At 64.3% G+C, this 18982-nt stretch carries 12 protein-coding genes; 10 read left to right on the top strand and 2 right to left on the bottom strand.

The genetic code is table 11. The annotated features are described in order from the left end of the window. Window positions 1-22: 22 nt before the first annotated feature. Together REH34_RS03090 and REH34_RS03085 are read right to left on the bottom strand one after the other, a co-directional pair. Entirely contained in the window at window positions 23-1093 is a 1071-nt protein-coding gene (locus REH34_RS03090) for a diguanylate cyclase (RefSeq protein ID WP_311970711.1), read from the bottom strand. A gap of 174 nt (window positions 1094-1267) precedes the next feature. Then, complete coding sequence (locus REH34_RS03085) at window positions 1268-2173, bottom strand: LysR substrate-binding domain-containing protein (RefSeq protein ID WP_226504776.1); 906 nt, start codon at window positions 2171-2173, stop codon at window positions 1268-1270. Between the two features lie 147 nt (window positions 2174-2320). Here REH34_RS03085 and REH34_RS03080 point away from each other — a divergent pair, with 147 nt between their 5' ends. The 10 genes from REH34_RS03080 to REH34_RS03035 all read left to right on the top strand — a co-directional run bounded on the left by REH34_RS03080 (window position 2321) and on the right by REH34_RS03035 (window position 18794). After that, window positions 2321-5353 (top strand): FAD-binding and (Fe-S)-binding domain-containing protein, encoded by a 3033-nt coding sequence (locus REH34_RS03080; RefSeq protein WP_311970710.1) that lies wholly within the window; start codon window positions 2321-2323, stop codon window positions 5351-5353. 89 nt (window positions 5354-5442) lie between these two features. Beyond that, the gene (locus REH34_RS03075) at window positions 5443-7047 is read left to right on the top strand and encodes a tetratricopeptide repeat-containing response regulator (protein WP_226504906.1); all 1605 of its coding nucleotides are present in this window, start codon (window positions 5443-5445) and stop codon (window positions 7045-7047) included. Beyond that, the gene (locus tag REH34_RS03070) at window positions 7044-7736 is read left to right on the top strand and encodes a HAMP domain-containing sensor histidine kinase (protein ID WP_311970709.1); all 693 of its coding nucleotides are present in this window, start codon (window positions 7044-7046) and stop codon (window positions 7734-7736) included. The genes REH34_RS03075 and REH34_RS03070 overlap by 4 nt, the downstream gene beginning before the upstream one ends. A 255-nt stretch (window positions 7737-7991) precedes the next feature. Next, window positions 7992-10253: a catalase/peroxidase HPI gene (gene katG, locus REH34_RS03065; RefSeq protein WP_311970708.1), complete on the top strand. Its 2262-nt coding sequence runs from the start codon at window positions 7992-7994 to the stop codon at window positions 10251-10253. Between the two features lie 116 nt (window positions 10254-10369). After that, complete coding sequence (locus tag REH34_RS03060) at window positions 10370-11044, top strand: hypothetical protein (RefSeq protein WP_311970707.1); 675 nt, start codon at window positions 10370-10372, stop codon at window positions 11042-11044. Beyond that, window positions 11041-11601, top strand: a complete 561-nt coding sequence (locus tag REH34_RS03055; RefSeq protein ID WP_311970706.1) for a SpoIIE family protein phosphatase — start codon at window positions 11041-11043, stop codon at window positions 11599-11601. The genes REH34_RS03060 and REH34_RS03055 overlap by 4 nt, the downstream gene beginning before the upstream one ends. Before the next feature lie 11 nt (window positions 11602-11612). Further along, window positions 11613-12170, top strand: a complete 558-nt coding sequence (locus REH34_RS03050) for a SiaB family protein kinase (RefSeq protein WP_226504771.1) — start codon at window positions 11613-11615, stop codon at window positions 12168-12170. A 21-nt stretch (window positions 12171-12191) separates the two neighbouring features. After that, window positions 12192-12578, top strand: a complete 387-nt coding sequence (locus tag REH34_RS03045) for a DUF1987 domain-containing protein (RefSeq protein ID WP_226504770.1) — start codon at window positions 12192-12194, stop codon at window positions 12576-12578. Window positions 12579-12592: 14 nt separating this feature from the next. Beyond that, entirely contained in the window at window positions 12593-13333 is a 741-nt protein-coding gene (locus REH34_RS03040; protein ID WP_311970704.1) for a GGDEF domain-containing protein, read from the top strand. A 331-nt stretch (window positions 13334-13664) separates the two neighbouring features. Continuing rightward, entirely contained in the window at window positions 13665-18794 is a 5130-nt protein-coding gene (locus REH34_RS03035) for an AAA family ATPase (protein WP_311970703.1), read from the top strand. The last annotated feature ends 188 nt before the right edge of the window (window positions 18795-18982 follow it).

Raw genomic sequence — 18982 nt, 5'->3', positions numbered from 1 at the left:
AGTCAACTCGAGCCGCTCGGATTCAGCCCGTTGACGCGGTGCCACGCCCCAACGCGGCGTTGGCCACGGTGACGGTATTGCGTCCGGCACTTTTGGCGTCATAGAGGGCCATGTCCGCTTCGTGCAGCCACATGTCCGGCGCCGCCAGGTGCGGGCCATACGAGGCAATCCCGATGCTCAGGCTCAAGGACAGCTGCGGCAGGCCCGGGTATTCGAATTCATTGACCACGCGGCGCAAGCGCTCGAGGATGTCCCTGGCCTGCGGCGCGGTGGTATCCGGCAGAATCACGCAGAACTCGTCGCCGCCATAGCGGCCCACCAGGTCGGTCTTGCGCAGATGGCTGGACAACGTCTTGCTCACCGTCCGCAAGACCGCGTCCCCGACCAGATGGCCATAGGCATCGTTGATCTGCTTGAAATGATCGATATCGATCAACGCCATGCTGTGGTGCCGGGCACCGCTCTGGGCGCGGGTAAACTCGCGCAGCAGCAGGTTCTTCCAGGCACCGTGGTTGATCAGGCCGGTCAGGCTGTCGGTCTGGCTCAGGCGCGCCAGGATGCGCTTGTGCTGAGCCAGTTGCCGGGTGACGCGGTTGTACATCATGCCGATGGCCATCGGGTACGCCACGAGCACCGGCAGGCAGGCGAGCATCTGTAGCTGGCTGGTGGTCGGGAACAACGGTGGAGCGAACAACCATAGCCCCGCGGCGATACCCAGCGCTTGCATCAGCAAAGTGCGAAACAGCATGTTCCAGCCGCCCGCGGCCACTTTGTCCATGGCGATCATCGATAGAATGATCACGCTCGGCAGCGGATTGAGGCCTATGGCGCCCACCCACACCCCCCCGGCAAACGCATCGAACAGCAAACTGCGGCGCTCGGTGCGAAAAGGCTTGCGGGCGCGACGGCCGATCAGGAATGCCAAATGCGGCCAGGCGAAGGCCTGGAGGAACATCAGCGCCCAGGTCCACCACGGCGGATCGAGCGGCCAGATTCCGATCGCCACGCAAAAGAAGCCCAGTCCGGTCCCTACGACCCGTGGCATGTACATGCGCTTGACGAATGAAAGACCTTTGCGTGGACGAGTGGTCATCGCGAATCACCTAATGACGAGGGCCGCGACGGGAAGGAGCGGGCGCTATGAACAGCCTGGACTGATGAATGTGCAGTCTGAGTAAGGCGTCATTGTGCCATCATTGCTCCGTCAATAGCGATACGGGCCGACCAGTGTCATCCCCGTGTGGGGCGCCAGTCGCTTCTCGACGCGTCAGCCTTCAGTAAATGAGTGATCCAGCAGCCACTCCCTGAAAGCCTTGAGTGCAGGCAACTGCTGATACGGCGCCGGGTACGCCAGATAGTAGCTGCGGCCGCTGTCGGTGGGCGCGTGCAGGGCAACCAGGGCGCCGCTGTCCAGTTCGTCCTGGACCAGAATGCTGGGCACCAGGCCGATACCGATGCCTGCCACTACGGCCTGAATCAGGTGCGCGGTCAGCTCGAAGCTCGGCCCGTTGCGCAGGGTGGCGGCGGGCGTCATGCCGATGCTCTCGAAATACTCGCCCCAGGCATGCGGGCGCGACACGACGTTGAGCAGCACCTGCTGAGTCAGGCTCTGCAACGCCACCCCGGCCTGCTCGGGCAAGGCCGCCGGGCTGGCGACCACGACCATCTTTTCGGCCAGCAACCGGTGCGCGACGAAACCCGGCCAATCGCCCGAGCCGGCGCAGATCAGCGCCGTCATGTCGCTGGCATCGCGGGACAGGTCGGCGGGGAATATCCGTGAATGGATGTGCACCAGATTGTCCGGGTGGCCGGCGTAGAACTCCGGCATGCGCGGCATAAGCCACTTCGACGCGAAGGTCGGCAACACCCCGAGGTGCAGCACGTCACCCTCGGCCTTGCGCGCGATGGTCTGCAAGGTGGCGCTGCGGATGCGGGCCAGGGCACCGGCCAGTTCCTGTTGATACAGGGCGCCGGCGGCGGTCAGCTCGATATGCCGCCCCTCGCGCTTGAACAGCGCCACCTCTAGCGAAGCTTCCAGCGCCTGCACCTGACGGCTGACGGCGCTCTGGGTCAGCGCCAGTTCATCGGCCGCCTTGGTGAAGCTGCAATGCCGGGCTGCTGCCTCGAAGGCCAGCAGCAAGGACATCGACGGCGTGAGACGCTTGGGGTTCATTCATGAAACTCATGCAAAACGGACAGGAATTACGTTTGTTTTACCCCGCCAAACCCCGGAAAATCAAGCGATCATCTTATAAAGCACGGGCCAGCCTGCCCGCCGTACCCGTGCATGGAATGCATTTGCCTGCCGAGACCGCCGACCATGATTGCCTATCTCCCGCTTCAATCGACCTTGCCGCAGCGTTATCAGGAATTTCTGCGCCAGCTGGCCCAGGCGGGCTTCAAGGGTGAGATCGCTGACGATCTCGGCTTGCGCACCGTGTTGGCCACCGATAACTCGATCTATCAGCGCCTGCCCCAGGCGGCAGTGTTCCCACGCGACGAGGCCGATGTGCAGTGCCTGGCGCGCCTCGCCGCCCGGCCCGAATACAGCACCGTGGTGCTCACGCCCCGTGGCGGCGGCACCGGCACCAACGGCCAGTCGCTGACGGACGGCATCGTCGTCGACCTGTCACGGCATTTGAACAATATTCTCGAAATCAACGTCGAGCAGCGCTGGGTGCGGGTGCAAAGTGGCGTGGTCAAGGACCAGCTCAACGCCGCGCTCAAGCCCCAAGGGCTGTTCTTCGCCCCCGAGCTGTCGACGTCCAACCGCGCCACCATCGGCGGCATGATCAGCACCGACGCCAGCGGTCAGGGCAGTTGCACCTACGGCAAGACCCGCGACCACGTGCTCGATCTGCGCACCATCCTGCTCGACGGCACACCGCTGGACAGCGGCGCGATCGATGCCGCCGCGCTGCAAACAGCAAGCGCACGCAACGATCGCATTGGCGCGATCTATCGCTGCGCCGCGCAGATCGCCGAACACGAAGCCGAGCGCATCCAGGCGATCTTTCCCAAACTCAACCGCTGCCTGACTGGCTACGACCTGGCGCACCTGCGCGACGGGCAGGGCCAGTTCAACCTCAACAGCGTGCTGTGCGGCTCCGAAGGCTCGCTGGGCTTTATCGTCGAAGCGCGGCTGAACGTCTTGCCGATCCCGCGTCATTCGATTCTGGTCAACGTGCGCTACGCCGGCTTCATGGATGCGCTGCGCGATGCCAACGCGCTGATGGCGCACAAGCCGCTGTCCATCGAGACCGTCGACTCCAAGGTCCTGCTGCTGGCCATGCAGGACATCGTCTGGCATGGCGTGGCCGAGTACTTCCCGGCGGATGAACAGACCCCCACCCTGGGCATCAACCTCATCGAGTTCAGCGGTGACGATCACGCCGAGCTCGAACAGCGCGTGCACGATTTTATCCAGCACCTGGAAACCGACACCTCGGTGGTGCGCCTGGGGCACACCCTGGCGATCGGCGCGCAGGCGGTGGGTCGCGTGTATGGCATGCGCAAACGCGCGGTAGGCCTGCTGGGCAATGTCGAAGGTGAAGCGCGGCCGCAGCCGTTCGTGGAAGACACCGCCGTGCCGCCGCAGCATCTGGCCGAGTACATTGCCGAGTTCCGCGCACTGCTCGACAGCCACGGCCTGCAATACGGCATGTTCGGGCATGTCGATGCCGGCGTATTGCACGTGCGGCCGATCCTCGACATGAAAGATCCGGCCCAGGCAGCATTGATTCGGCCATTGTCGAACGCCGTCGCGGCGCTGGCGCAAAAGCATGGCGGCCTGCTGTGGGGCGAGCATGGCAAAGGCCTGCGCTCGCAGTACGTGCCCGAGTACTTCGGCGAGCTGTACCCGGCGTTGCAAGCGCTGAAGGCGGCATTCGACCCCGGCAATCAGCTGAATCCCGGCAAGATCGCGACCCCCAGCAGTGTGCCCGATGCACGGCTGACGGCGGTGGATGAGGTGACCCTGCGCGGTGAACTGGATCGCACCATCGATGAGCGCGTGTGGCAGCACTACGAGTCCGCTGTGCACTGCAACGGCAACGGCGCCTGCTACAACTTCGACCCCAATGACGCCATGTGCCCGTCCTGGAAGGCCACGCGCAACCGCATTCATTCGCCCAAGGGCCGCGCCTCGCTGATTCGCGAGTGGCTGCGACGCCAGGGCGAGCAGGGCGTCAATGTGCTGGACGGCGCCGCCAAGGTGCGGCCACTGGTGGCGCGGCTATGGAACACCCTGCGTGGGCGTGGGGATTTTTCCCACGAGGTCTATGACGCGATGGCCGGCTGCCTGGCCTGCAAATCCTGCGCGGGGCAGTGCCCGGTCAAGGTCAACGTGCCGGATTTCCGAGCGCGCTTTCTCGAGTTGTACCACAGCCGCTATCTGCGCCCGCTCAAGGATTACCTGATCGGCTCGCTGGAGTTCAGCATTCCGCATCTAGCCCATTTTCCCCGCGCGTACAACGCGGTGATGGGCGCTGCTCCGGTGCGCTGGCTGCTGGAGCATGGCGCAGGGATGGTCGACAGCCCGCTGTTCAGCGCAGTCGACTTCCAGGCGGCGTGCAACCGCTGGCAGGTCAAGCTGGCCACGCCTCGCGCGTTGGCTGTGTTGTCGGATACCGAACGCCAGCGCAGTGTGGTGCTGGTCCAGGATGCCTTTACCCGCTACTTCGAGACGCCGCTGCTGGCCGAATGGCTGGAGACCCTGTCGCGCCTTGGCTATCAGGTGTACCTGGCGCCGTTCATGGCCAACGGCAAGCCGTTGCAGGTGCAAGGCTTCCTCGGCGCCTTCGCCAAGGCGGCGCGGCGCAATGCCCAGAGCCTGCTGCAGTTGCAGGCGTGCGGCGTGCCGTTGGTAGGGCTGGATCCGGCCATGACCCTGGTCTATCGCCAGGAATATGCGAAAACCCTCGGCGGCGACAACGCCCCCAACGTCGCTTTGCCCCAGGAGTGGCTGGCTGGCGTGCTGCCCAAGGCCGACGCGGACGCGACCGGCGAAACCTGGCAGTTCCTGCCACACTGCACCGAGAAAACCAACGCCCCGAACAGCATCGAGGCGTGGCGCCAGGTGTTCGAAAAGTTCGGCGCGCGCCTGGAGGTGCTGCCCAGCGGCTGCTGTGGGATGTCCGGCACCTATGGCCACGAAGCCCGCAACCTGCAGACCTCGCAGGTGATCTACGGGCAATCCTGGCAGCCACTGGTGGCCCGACATGGGCAGCAGGGCAGGCTGTTGGCGGATGGCTATTCGTGCCGCAGTCAGGTCAAGCGTCAGGATGGCCGCAGCTTGCAGCATCCGTTACAGGTGGTGCTGGCCAATTTGCGGGCGAGGGCGGCAGTGCAGTGAGCTAACCTCAAGAAGTGCCGCGCCATGCCGATAGTGTCTCTATTGCAAAGCCCCGGCCGGTACCTTGTGGCCTTTCTGACAGGATGCTGATCTTGGCGTACACCCAAAAAAAGTTTCTGATCGTCGATGACTTTTCCGATTTCCGTAGCTCCGTGCGTTCGATGCTGCGCGATCTCGGGGTCAAGGACGTGGACACGGCGGACACTGGCGAGCAGGCTTTGAAGATGTGCGCGGCCAAGCGCTACGACTTCATCCTGCACGACTTCAACCTCGGCGACGGCCGCAAGAACGGCCAGCACGTGCTAGAGGACCTGATGGTCGACAAGCTGCTGAGCCGCGAATGCGTGTTCATCATGGTCACCGCCGAGAACACTCAGGCGATGGTCATGAGCGCCCTGGAATGGGAGCCGGACGCCTACCTGACCAAGCCGTTCAACCGCGCCGGCCTGGCCCAGCGGCTGGATAAACTGGTTCAGCGCAAGACCCTGCTCAAGCCGATCCTGCAGGCGCTGGACCGCAGTAAGCCGAACGAGGTGCTGGCCGCCTGTGCGCAGCTGACCCAGCAGGATCAACGCTACGCGCCGCTGTGCCTGCGCTATCAGGCCGACGCCCTGCGTGACCTCAATCAGCACGACGCGCTGGAAAAACTGCTCAAGAGCATCATTGCCGATCGGCCCACGCCCTGGGCGTATCGGATGCTCGGCACGCTGCTGTTCAAACGCAACAAGATCGCCGAAGCGCAGGGCGTCTACGAGCACGCGCTGGAAGCTTTCCCAATGTTCCCGGCGCTCTACGACGGCCTGGCCGACGTGCTGGTGTCCGCCGGCGAAGTGCGCCGCGCCCAACGCGTGCTCGAAGATGCGGTCAAGCTGTCGCCGCTGGCGGTGCGCCGGCAAAGCCTGTTGGGCCGCCTGGCGTTCGAGAACGAAGACTTCGAAAGTTCGACCCGCGCCTATCGCAGCGCGGTCTCGCAAGGGCAGCACTCGCGGTTCAAGAATCCGGAAACCAATCTCGGCTTCGCCAATGCGCTGCTCAACAAGAACGGTGATCAGGGCCTCGATGCCCGCAGCCGTATCGAACTCAACAACACCCTGGGTGAAGTCACCAAGGAGCACGGCAGCGACGAAGGCCTGCAGATCCGTACCCGCTTGATGACCGCCACCAGCCTGCAGAAATCCGATCCGGAGACCGCCGCCAAGCTGACCCAGGAAGCCATGGAACGTCTGCAACGCATGGACGAGTTCATGACCTCCGGCGCCGCGCTGACAGTGGCGACCCAACTGCAGAACCTCGGTCAGGCCGGGGCCGCTGCCGGGGTCTTGAAAAGCTGTGCGGAAATCTACGGTGACGACCCGCAGGTCATGCTGCGCATCGCCGCCAAGACCGACGATCCGGCGATTCTGGGTGCCAACAAGGCGGCCATCGACTTCAACCTGCAGGGCGTGCGCGCGTACAAGGCGGGCGACATGGATCAGGCCCGAGAGATGTTTCGCAAGGGCCTCGGGCTGCAGCCGAAAAACATCAGTATCGCCCTCAACCTGGCGCAGGCGTTGCTGCCGGGCAAAGGCGAGGAGCAGGACCTGACCCAGCTCAAGGAGTGCCAGAACTGCCTGCGCATGGTCGGCAAGATGCCGTCCACCGATCCGCGCTTCGAGCGCTTCCAGAAACTGCAGATCAGGGCGTTCGGCGCATGAGTGAATCGCAAGCGGGTCTGGATTTTTCCATGGTCATCGCCTCGACCGTGCACGACATGAAAAACGCCTTGACCGCGGTCATGCGCGCCCACGGTGAATGGCTCGGGCGTTTGCCCGAGGCGCAACGCCATGGCCCCGAACGCGCGGTGATCGATTACGAGTTCGCCCACCTCAACGGCATGATGGTGCAGTTGCTGGGGCTCTATAAGCTGGGGGTCAATCAACTGCCGCTGCGGCCCGACTACCACGAGCTGGATGACTTCATCGGCGCGCAACTGGCCGGGCATCAGGAGGTGCTCGACAGCCGCGGCATCAGCGCCACCTGCGAGGTCGATGCATTCTGCCCGTTGGGCTTCTTCGACCGCGAGCTGATCGGCTCGGTGGTCGGCAATGTGCTCATCAACGCCATTCGCTACGCGCGCCAGGCCATTCAGGTCTCGGTCAGCGAAGCGCAAGGGCAACTGGTGCTGAGCATCAATGACGACGGCCCGGGTTATCCCGCCGAGATGATCGAGCGCCAATCCGATTTCGTGCAGGGCATCAATCCGGTGAGCGGCAGCACCGGGCTGGGCCTGTACTTCTCTGCTCGCATCGCCGAGCGGCATCAGCGCAATGGCGTGCATGGCCGGATCGAACTGGCCAACGGCGGCGCGCTGGGCGGCGGATTGTTCCGGTTGTATCTGCCCTGAGAGATCTTTGGCATCTGCATTGACTGGCCAAAAACAGCAGTTTCACCACGACCGCCAGGTGGGTGTGGCACTCTTTCCCCTCGGCGTCTAATCTTGAAGCTGCATCGGCCCAGGCCGATTCGTCAGAGCCTGATGATCACAACTGAATGCGCAATCGGTACAGGCCAATATGCTCCTGACCATGCCATCGACCACATCCGGACATCGCCGCCCCCAGGGCAGCAGCGGGTGATCAAGACCAAAGGAACAGCAACCATGGCTACAGAATCGAAGTGTCCGTTCAATCACGCCGCTGGCGGTGGTACCACCAATCATGACTGGTGGCCCAAGCAGTTGAACTTGAAGATTCTCCACCAGCATTCCTCACTGTCCGATCCCATGGGCGGCGATTTCGACTACGCCGCCGCCTTCAACAGCCTCGATCTGGCGGCGGTCAAGGCCGACCTGCTGGCGGTGATGACCGACTCCAAGGACTGGTGGCCAGCGGATTTCGGCCATTACGGTCCGCTGTTCATCCGCATGGCCTGGCACAGCGCCGGCACCTATCGCACCGGCGATGGTCGTGGCGGTGCCGGCGCCGGCCAGCAGCGCTTCGCCCCGCTCAACAGCTGGCCCGACAACGTCAGCCTCGACAAGGCCCGCCGGCTGATCTGGCCGGTCAAGCAAAAATACGGCCGCAATATCTCCTGGGCCGACCTGATCATCCTCACCGGCAATGTCGCGCTCGAGTCCATGGGCTTCAAGACCTTCGGCTATGCCGGCGGTCGTGCTGACGTGTGGGAGCCGGACGAGGACGTCTACTGGGGCACCGAGACCACCTGGCTGGGTGGCGACTCACGCTACGGCAAAGCCGCCGCTGGCGAGGGCACCCTGGTGGCCGAGCCCGACCTGCATGGCACTGAGCACGGCCGCACCGACGGCGCCGGTCGCAACCTGGAAAACCCCCTGGCCGCGGTGCAGATGGGCTTGATCTACGTCAACCCTGAAGGCCCGGAAGGCCATCCCGATCCGGTCGCTTCGGCCAAGGACATCCGCGAGACCTTCGGGCGCATGGCCATGAACGACGAAGAGACGGTCGCGCTGATCGCCGGAGGCCACGCCTTCGGCAAGACCCACGGCGCCGGGCCCGCTGAAAACGTCGGCCCCGAGCCCGAAGCCGCTGGCCTTGAAGAACAAGGCCTGGGCTGGCGCAACAGCTTCGGCACTGGCAAGGGCGCGCACGCCATCACCAGCGGCCTGGAAGTCACCTGGACCTCGACGCCGACCCGCTGGAGCAACCAGTACCTGGAGAACATGTTCAACTTCGACTGGGAGCTGACCAAGAGCCCGGCCGGTGCCCACCAGTGGCGGCCGGTCAATGGCGGCGGTGCCGGCACCGTTCCCGATGCCCATGATCCGGCCAAGCGTCACGCGCCGACCATGCTCACCTCGGACCTGGCCCTGCGCTTCGACCCGGAATACGAAAAGATCGCCCGACGCTTCAAGGACAACCCCGAGCAGCTGGCCGATGCCTTCGCCCGCGCCTGGTACAAGCTCACCCACCGCGACATGGGCCCGCTGGCGCGCTACCTGGGCCCGGAAGTGCCCAGCGAAGAACTGCTCTGGCAAGACCCGATTCCGGCCGTGGATCACCCACTGGTGGATGCCGACGACGTCACCGCGCTCAAGGCCAAGGTGCTCGACTCGGGTCTGTCGGTCTCGCAGCTGGTGTCTACCGCCTGGGCGGCCGCGTCGACCTTTCGTGGCTCTGACAAGCGCGGTGGCGCCAATGGTGGTCGTTTGCGTCTGGCGCCGCAGAAAGACTGGGCCGTCAATCAGCCCGCGCAACTGGCCAGCGTGCTCAAGACCCTGGAAAGCATCCAGGCCGAGTTCAATGCCGGGCAGGCCGGGGGCAAGAAAATTTCCCTGGCCGACCTTATCGTGCTGGCCGGCGCCGCCGGGGTCGAACAGGCGGCCAAGAACGCCGGGCACACGCAGATCATCGTGCCGTTCACCCCAGGGCGTACCGATGCCTCCCAGGCGCAGACCGATGTCGAGTCGTTCGGATTTCTCGAGCCCATCGCCGACGGTTTCCGCAATTACCTCAAAGGTGACTACAAGGTTTCGGCCGAGGCGCTGGTGGTCGACAAGGCACAACTGCTGACCCTCACGGCGCCGCAGCTGACCGTGCTGCTTGGCGGCCTGCGGGTGTTGAACATCAATGTCGACGGTGCAGCCCATGGCGTGTTCACTCAACGTCCGCAAGCCCTGACCAACGACTTCTTCGTCAACCTGCTGGATATGGGCACGGAGTGGAAGCCGGTGGCCGGCGGTACCACGTATTTCAACGGTGTCGATCGCACCACCGGCGCGCCGAAGTGGACGGCCACCCGGGTCGACCTGGTGTTCGGCTCCCATGCGCAACTGCGGGCGATCGCCGAGGTGTACGCCAGCAGTGACGCCCAGGCACGCTTCGTGCGTGACTTCGTGGCCGTATGGACGAAGGTGATGGATCTGGACCGGTTCGATCTCAAGTAACACTGTTCCCACGGCGGTCGCAGTCTTGGCTGCGGCCGCCGCTTTTTTTCGCTGTAACATCACTTTAATATCACTGGCCTAAGCTCGCCCGTTCAAACCTGCGTGAAGTATGTCGCATGAACGCCAAGCTACCCTCCCTGCCGGCCACTGACGGATCGTGGAATCGTCGTTGCGCCTTCGACCTGTGCCAAGCGGCGCCGACCGTCGATGCCGATGCGCTCAATATCGTGGTCATGGACCTGTTTTCAACGCACCGCGAGCTGGTGTCCCTGGCCGTGCTCGAGCACGGTCGGCCAATCGGCCTGATCAATCGCACTATTTTCATGTCGCAGATGAGCCGGCCCTTTCACCGCGAGCTCTACGATCGTAAAAGCTGCATTGCCTTCATGGACAAGCAGCCGCTGATCGTCGACGCGCAGATGAGCATCGAAGCGCTGACGTTCAAGACAGTCGAGTCGGGCGAAAAGGCCTTGGCCGACGGCTTTATCATCACCCGTGATGGCCAATTCGCCGGCCTTGGCAACGGCTTGCAGTTGATGGCCGTGGTGGCCGAGATGCAGGCGGAAAAGAACCGCCAGATGATGCAGAGCATCGAGTACGCCAGCGTCATTCAGCGCGCCATGTTGCGGGCCTCGCGCGATACGCTGGCCGCCACCCTGGCAGACGCCGCCTTGCTGTGGGCGCGCGGGATGTGGTGGGTGGCGACTTCTATCACTTTGCCAGCTATGACGATGGCTGGTTCGGCGCGATCGCCGACTGTACCGGGCACGGGGTGCCAGGGGCGTTCATGACCCTGATCGCGTCGTCGTCCTTGACCCAGGCACTGGCGCAGCTCGGTCCTCGCCAGCCGAGCGCCTTGCTGGCCGCAGTGAACCGCAGCGTCAAGAGCCTGCTGGGCCAGGAGCAGGGCACCGCGCAGGTGCCGGAGTCCGACGACGGCCTGGATGCAGCGTTGTTCTGGTTCGATAACGTCCACCAGACCCTGACGTTCGCCGGCGCACGCATCGCGCTGCACGTATTGCGCCCTGATGCCGAGGCCTTCGAGTCCATCCCGGGTCAGCGCATGGGTGTGGGTTATGTCGACAGCGATATCGACCAGCAATGGAGCGATATCTGCGTGCCCATGCCGGCCGACAGCCTGATGTTCATCTGCACCGATGGCCTCACCGATCAGATCGGCGGCCCACGGCGCATCGCCTTCGGCCGGCGCCGTGCCATGGAGACACTGTTGCCGCACCGCCATGCGCCCGCCAACGCCATGGGCGAGGCCTTGCAGGCTGCCCTGCGGCAGTGGCAGGGCGAACAGGTGCGCCGCGATGACCTGACCCTTTTTTGTGCCCGCCTCTAGGAGAGCCGTCAATGACCTGTGCTTTGTCTGTACACGATTATGCGTTCCTGGAGCTCGCCCAGCAGCGCCAGGTGATTTTCTATCACCAGGGTTACTTCTCCCATGGCATCGTCTCGGCGATGGCCGAAGTGGTGAAGCTGCAACTGGAGGTGGCGGGCGTCAGCGGCCCGACCCGGCGTCGGTTGTTTTCATCGTTTGTCGAGCTGTCGCAGAACATCATTCACTACTCGTCCGATGCGCTGGGCAGTGACGAGGCTTCGGTGCGCCAGGGCGCGGTGTGCATCAGCGTCGAGGGTGACCAGCACTTCATGCTATGTGCCAACCCCATCGCCAGTGGCGAAGTCCAAGCGTTGCGCGACAAGCTCGAGCCGCTGCGCAGCATGTCGCTGGAGCAAATAAAACAGGCTTACAAGGTCTCGCTGCGCGCCGAAACGCCCGAGCACAGCAAGGGCGCGGGATTGGGGTTCCTGACCATGGCGCGGGACGCCAGCGCACCGCTTGAGTTCGCCTTCAGGGTCCGCGAGGACGATCCTGAGACCACCGTGTTCTGCCTCAAGGCCATCATCTGACTGCAACGGAAGACCGACTCCATGGATAACCTGTCAATTGCTGCAACGGCCACGTCACCGCGGGTCGACTTTCGCTTCGATGAGCATCGGCTGACGCTCAAGGGCGAGTCGTATCCCGAAAACGCCGCCGCCTTTTACGCGCCGATCATCCAGCAGCTACGCGAGTACCTGGCCGGTTGCGAAGGCCAGACCATCACTGCCGATATCGCGCTGGCGTACTTCAACAGCTCCAGCACCAAGATGCTGTTCAGCCTGTTCGACGCGCTGGACCAGGCCGCTCAGGCTGGCAACACCGTGCACATGAATTGGTACCACGACGCTGAAGACGAAACCATTTTCGAGTTCGGCGAAGAGCTGCAAGCCGATTTCACCGCGATCCTCTTCACCGATCATCCGGTGACCACCTGACAGGAGCCAGGGCCATGCACAGTATCGCCAACACTGCAGCGCATTTACCCGACCTTTTCGAAAGCGAAACCCAGGCCCTGGAACGCGTACGCCAGACCCTCGCGGCGTCAGGCGTCACCGCGACGGTGTACCGCGAATCGCTGGTGGAAATCATGCTGCATTTCGAACGCCTGATGCGCGAGACCCGCCGTCTGATAGGCCGTAGCGACCGTGCCGAACGGGAGATGAACGCCCTCAACCTGCAACTCGGCACCCTGGCCCGGCAGCTGGAATACCGTGCCACCCACGATGCCCTCACCGGGGTGCTCAACCGCGGGGCGATCATCGATAGAGCCTGCGAAATGCTAGGCACTGCCGGCGCCGTGGTGGTCGTGCTGGACATCGATCATTTCAAGCGGGTCAATGACGATTTCGGTCATCCGGTGGGCGATGCGGTAATCAAGGGCATCGTCGACTGCCTGCGCCAGGTCGTCGGTGCCTGCGGACAGGTAGGGCGAGTAGGGGGCGAGGAGTTCACCGTTCTCGTCCCTGCGGCTTCCCTCGAACAGGGCCAGACGCTGGCCGAGTCCATGCGTCTGGCCATCGCCGAGCACGTGTTCGACACACCCGTACAACGGCTGATCACCGCCAGCTTCGGCGTCAGCGCCAATGCCGCCGGCACGCCGTTCGACACGGCCTACGGCGCGGCAGACGCGGCGCTGTATCGAGCCAAACGAGCAGGGCGCAACCGCGTCGAGTGCGCGCCGCAGGAGTGACGGGTCAGGTCAGGCGCTGCATGCCTGTGCATATGCCTGGGAATATTGACCCGAATGTCATCTCTGACGCTCTGGTGTTTTCGCTCTAACGCTTGGTGCCCAATACGGACATTGAGGTGCTCAATCTGGCCACGCTCGCGCCCTGCTTTGCCCTGATTCCCCGTAAACAGGGCGTTTCGCCTAGATCCATAGCATTCATGCTGCAGGCAATAAACTTGCGCGCAAATCAGTTGCTTCGCTATAACGCCATACTCTCTGTGCATTGAACCCTTGCCCCGCAGCCACGCTTGAGTCGTGCGTGTTGCATTAACCCAATGGACAGCCTGCGACCATGACCGCACTCGACCCCCATAGCCTGGCCTGGGCTGCCGTCAATCTGCGGACCGATGCCGAGCGTTTCGACGAGCAGTGGCTGGGTGATCTGGAGTGGACGCTGCTGCAGGATCACGGCGGCCTGGTGTGGTGGCGGGTGCGCTCGCCCATGGCCACGCGCAGCTGGTTGGTGGTGCGCTCGCGCGATGAGGCGAGTGAGGCCGATGTGCGCCGGTTGGACCGCGAGTTGCTGTTTGCGGGTTACCTGCAACCGGCTTGGGCGGTGCTGCCGATGCTCAAGCTGCACTCCAGCGAAGGGCCGCTGCTGGTGCTCGATGATAACGGCGGGCGGCCGCTATCGGCCTTGGCGGATGGGCAGATTGCGGTCGGGCGTTTTCTGCGTCTGGCCACGGCGGCAGCATCGGCCCTGGCGGCGGCCCACGATCAGGGCATCACCCACCGCGACATCAAGCCCGCGCATTTCATCCTCGGCAGCGACAATCAGCTGCGCCTGAGCGGCTTCATGCTGGCGGCACATCCACAGTTGCCCCAGCCATCGGACGCCGATGCCATCAGCGGCAGCCTGCCCTACATGTCCCCGGAGCAGGGCGGGCGCCTCAATCACGGGGCTGATCAGCGCAGCGATCTGTATTCGCTGGGCGTCTGCCTCTTCGAATTGCTCACCGGGCAGTTGCCGTTCAACGCCAACGATGCCGCAGGCTGGTTGCACCAGCACGTTGCGGTAGCGCCGGTGCCCTTGGCGCAGTATCGCCCGGGTTTGCCCAACGCCTTGCAACGCTTGATCGACGGGTTGCTGGCCAAATCCGCCAGCGAACGCTTCGCCAGTGCGGCGGTGCTGGCCGCGCAGCTGCGCCAGGCCTTGAGTGAGTGGAACGAATTCGGTCATATCAACGAACCCATCGGCGCCCACGACGCCGAGGCCCTGGTCAGCGCACCCGCGCCGCTGCTCGGGCGCGCGCTCGAGTACCAGCAATTGCTCGCCAGTGCTCAGCGCCTGAGTGCCGGACGATCGGGTGGCATGCTCTGGATCTCGGCGCCTGCGGGGATGGGCAAGACCGCGTTGGTGCGCCAATTGCGCGGCGAGCTCGCGGGTGGGTCGCTGATGTTCGGCAGTGGCAAATTCGAAGCGGGGCTGCAGAAAAGCCCCTATGCGGCGCTCTCCAGCGTGCTGGCCTCGTTGCTGACGCGGGTCGTGGGCGACGAGCCCGAAGAGCTCGAGCGCTGCAGTGTGCGGCTCAAGGCGGCATTGGGTGCCCATGGACAATTGCTGACACGCCTGGTGCCTGAGCTGGAGTGGGTCACTGGGCCACTGCCCGGCGACAACGAGCCCATCGCCGCCCAAGACCGTCGACGCCTGCTGGGGTTGTTCCTGCGCACCTTGCGCGCGCTGGGCAGTGCCGAGCGCCCGGTGATCGTGTTCGTTGATGACCTGCACTGGCTCGACAGCGAAAGCCTGGCGTTTTTCCAGGCGCTGCGCGCGGAGGATTTCCAGCACCTGCTGTTGATCGCGGCCTATCGCAGCGACGTCGAGAATACGGCATTGCAGAGCCTCCTAAGCTTTGCGCGAGGCTTGCCCGTACCGCGTGACGAGGTGCAGCTGCAGGGGCTCAAGACCGTTGAAGTGTTGGCCATGGTTCGGGCCGGCCTGGCCCTCGCCGAGCCTGACGCGTTGCGCTTGGCGCAGCGGCTGCAGGCGCAGGGCGACGGCAATCCACTGTTCGTCAGCCAAGCCTTGCAGGCTTTCAAAGAGAGCCCGCCGCAGGCCGAAGACTTGGCGGTGGGGGACCTGATCGAGGTGATGGACGTGCGCATGGCGCGCCTGCCCGAGCCGACCCGGCGATTGCTCGGGTGCATGGCGCTGCTCGGCAGCCACGTCGAGCGCTCCTCGCTGGCGGCGGCTTGCGGTGTCTGGCCGAGTGCACTGGATGAGCTGCTGACGCCTGCCTTGAGCGCCCGTCTGATTCGCGAAAGTCACGATGGCCTGCTGTTCTGTCACGACCAGGTACAAGAAGCCGCCCTGCGTCTGCTGCCCAAGCGACTGGGCGCCGAGCACGCCCGTATCGCCACGCGTCTGGTGCAGGCGCTGTGCCCGAACGCGACTGCCGAGCAGCTCTTCCGTACCGCCGCCCACGTATTGCAATCCGACAGTCAGGTGCTGAGCGATGAGCAGCGCCAGGCTTTCATTCATCTGTTGCTGCGCGCCGCCTATCGAGCCAAGGACGCCGCCGCAGCAACCTTCGCGCTCGACTACCTGGCCCACGCGCAGCACTTGCTGAGTGAACAGGGGACGCCAGCGGATTCGCCGCTGATCTATGAAATGGCCTTTCTGCGCGCCCAGTGCCTGATCCTCAGCACCCAGTACCTGAAGGCCGATGAACAGATCGTCGCGTTGCTCGGCTGGGTCGATGACAGCGCGGCGTTGTCGTCGCTGTACGTTCTCAAGACCGAGATTCTGCTGCTTGCCGGCGACTACGCCGGGGCCGTCGGTGCCGCCGTCGAAGCGTTGGCATGTCTGGGCTTGCAGGTCGATGTCGCGCCCGATGACGCCCAGGCCGACGCGGCCTGGCGGGCGGTACAGGCTAGCCTGGCAGGGCGCCAGGTCGCTTCCCTGAGCGACCTGCCCGTTACCACTGACGGCCGTATCGCCCGCTTGGTCGGATTGCTGACCACCGCCGGCATCATCGGCTGCTTCGTGCAGCGCAATTTGATGTTCGTGCTGCTCTGCCACGGCGTGCGGCTCAGCCTTGAACATGGCCTCAGCGCTGCGGCCGCCCGTACCTTCGCCTGGTTCGGGGTGTCCAGCGCGCACCGCCACGACAGCCATGGCGAAGGTTTCAAATGGGCGCAGATGGCGCTGCATCTGGTCGATCAGCGCGGCTATGTCGAGCAGCGCCCCTCGGTGCTGCTGGCACTGGACCGCATCAGTGCCTGGGCCCGGCCGTTGCCCTTCGCCCTGGGCTGTGCCGAGCAGGCGCTGCGCACCAGCCTGGCGCAAGATACGCCGGTCATGGGCTGTTATGCCAACAACCATATCGTCTCCGACCTGTTGGTGATGGGCGCGCCGATCGAGCGTACGCTGCGCCAGATCGACACCGGCCTGGCGTTGGCGCAGAACCTCGAATTCATCGACTCCCAGAACATTCTGTTCATCCAGGCCCTGTACATTCGCCGGCTGGCGGGAGGGGGCTCGGGCGCTATAGCGCTGCCCAGTCGTGACGAAATGGCTCGGCGCATGGCGGTGACGCACGTCGGGCCGGCGCAGTATTGGTGGCACCTGTTCGAAGGGCTGTTCTTCTATCTTGAAGGCAACTTCCGGCGCGCCAGCCTCGAACTGGATCAGGCCTGGGCGCTCAGCTGGGCGGCGCCGGCGCATATTCATCTGATTGATCTGGCGTTGTTCTCGGTGCTCAACAGTGCAGCCCGGCTGGACGGTTCGCCTGCCTCGCTGAGCGCACTGGAGCACCCGATGGAGCGCCTGCAGTACCTGGCGTCGCTCAACCCCAAAGCGTTCGGCGATCGTCTCGATCTGGGCCGCGCCGAGGTGTTGCGCGCCAAAGGGCAGACCCTGGAGGCGCTGCGCCTGTACGACGCGTCGGTGTCCAAGGCGCTGGGCTGTGGCGCGGTACACATTCAGGGCCTGGCCCACGAGCTGGCCAGCCGCTGTCATCAGGCGCTGGGCCTGACGGTGTCGACCCGCACCCACCTGCGCAAGGCGCGCGATGCCTGGCGGCAATGGGGTGCCCACGGCTTGGCCGAGCAGATGGAAGCGCAACATCCTTATCTGCAAGAGCAGGCCATGGGCCCCCGAGCCAGCGTCGACCTGCCAGGCGGTCAGCAACAGTTGGACATGATGTCCATCACCAAGGCCTGCCAGGCGCTTTCCCGCGAGCTGCAGGTCGAGCAACTGCTCAAGACCCTGCTGGCCAATACTATCGTGCATGCCGGCGCCAGCCATGCCACGTTGCTGCTGATGCAAGGCGACAACCTCAGCGTCGAAGCGCTCGGGCACGCCAGTGCCGAGGGCGTTGACGTCAGCCTGGTGCGCCATGCCCCGCGGGCCGATGAACTGCCCTTGAGCCTGGTGCGGACCGCCTTGCGCAGCCGGCGCTCGATCGTCATTGAAAATGCCCGCCATCCCGAACGCTTCGTCGATGATCCGTACTTGCGTGGCCGCCGCACCGGCTCGGTGCTGTGCGTGCCGTTGCTCAAACAAAGCGAGATCATTGGCGCCCTGTACCTGGAAAATCTACTGGTGGCCGGGGTGTTCAACCCGGCCAGGGTCGACGTGCTCGAAGTACTGGCCGCGCAGGCGGCGATTTCCCTGACCACCGCGCGGCTTTACGAAGACTTGCTGGAAGAGAACCGCCGGCGGCGCGACAGCGAAACGCGGCTGGTGGGCTCCCAGGCCGCATTGCGCAGCGCGCGGGCGGAGATGGCGCAGATCAGCCAGCGCACGGTGCTGGCCGAGCTCGCTGCTTCGATCGCCCACGAAATCAACCAGCCGCTGCTGTCGATCCTGGCCAACGCCAGTGCCAGCCTGCGCTGGCTGGAACGCGATACCCCGGCGCTGGAAGAAGCCACCGAGGGCGTGCGCGACATCCTCAGCGACGGCCGCCGCGCCGCCGATATCGTCAGTGCCATGCGCTCGCTGGCATGCCAGGAGCCCATGCGCCGTCAGCCGCTGGCCCTCGACGCACTGGTGCGTCGCGTCGTGGAGTTGACCCGCGCGGAGCTGGAGGACAAACACGTCGCCGTGCGGATGCTCATCGATCCGCTGCCCGCGCTGCAGGGCGACCCGGTGCAATTGCAGCAGGTGGTGCTCAATCTCATCAGCAATGCGGTGGAGGCCATGCACCGGGTCGAGCCCGCCGCACGGCTGCTGCGCCTGGAGCTGCGGGCGCTGCCGCAAGGGGTGCTGTTGATGGTCGAGGACAGCGGTCCTGGCGTCGCTGCGGCAAACAGCGAACAAGTCTTCCAGGCGTTCTACTCCACCAAGGCCAGCGGTATGGGCATGGGCCTGGCCATCTGCAAGTCGATCGTCGAGGCCCATGGTGGGCGGCTGATGGTGGTGCATGGGCGAGGCGGGGAGACGATATTTGTGCTGTTGCTGCCGGGGCGCGCTGATTGATCGGCGATGCGAAGTGATTTAGGGGGCTCAGCAGTAACGCGAATATATATATATTCTAAATCGCTATTTATAATTTTTTTTATTCCCGCATAACATAAGCACACCGGTCCACCGGACATCGCCGCCGTTCTAGCAAAACAGCATTTCAAACGATGACCGGACCTGCCCGCAGTTCCGGCCTACGCCAA

This window comes from Pseudomonas baltica (genome assembly GCF_031880315.1).
Lineage (GTDB): Bacteria > Pseudomonadota > Gammaproteobacteria > Pseudomonadales > Pseudomonadaceae > Aquipseudomonas.
The sequence above is the reverse complement of the archived record's forward strand: the minus strand, read 5'-3'. Positions and strand labels throughout refer to the sequence as shown.

What these genes read in the sequence shown, in the direction of transcription:
- REH34_RS03085 (WP_226504776.1), bottom strand. Translation starts at nt 2,173, where the DNA reads ATGAACCCCAAGCGTCTCACGCCGTCGATGTCCTTGCTGCTGGCCTTC.
- REH34_RS03070 (WP_311970709.1), top strand. Translation starts at nt 7,044, where the DNA reads ATGAGTGAATCGCAAGCGGGTCTGGATTTTTCCATGGTCATCGCCTCG.
- REH34_RS03045 (WP_226504770.1), top strand. Translation starts at nt 12,192, where the DNA reads ATGGATAACCTGTCAATTGCTGCAACGGCCACGTCACCGCGGGTCGAC.
- REH34_RS03050 (WP_226504771.1), top strand. Translation starts at nt 11,613, where the DNA reads ATGACCTGTGCTTTGTCTGTACACGATTATGCGTTCCTGGAGCTCGCC.
- REH34_RS03080 (WP_311970710.1), top strand. Translation starts at nt 2,321, where the DNA reads ATGATTGCCTATCTCCCGCTTCAATCGACCTTGCCGCAGCGTTATCAG.
- REH34_RS03055 (WP_311970706.1), top strand. Translation starts at nt 11,041, where the DNA reads ATGACCCTGATCGCGTCGTCGTCCTTGACCCAGGCACTGGCGCAGCTC.
- REH34_RS03090 (WP_311970711.1), bottom strand. Translation starts at nt 1,093, where the DNA reads ATGACCACTCGTCCACGCAAAGGTCTTTCATTCGTCAAGCGCATGTAC.
- katG (WP_311970708.1), top strand. Translation starts at nt 7,992, where the DNA reads ATGGCTACAGAATCGAAGTGTCCGTTCAATCACGCCGCTGGCGGTGGT.
- REH34_RS03035 (WP_311970703.1), top strand. Translation starts at nt 13,665, where the DNA reads ATGACCGCACTCGACCCCCATAGCCTGGCCTGGGCTGCCGTCAATCTG.
- REH34_RS03040 (WP_311970704.1), top strand. Translation starts at nt 12,593, where the DNA reads ATGCACAGTATCGCCAACACTGCAGCGCATTTACCCGACCTTTTCGAA.
- REH34_RS03060 (WP_311970707.1), top strand. Translation starts at nt 10,370, where the DNA reads ATGAACGCCAAGCTACCCTCCCTGCCGGCCACTGACGGATCGTGGAAT.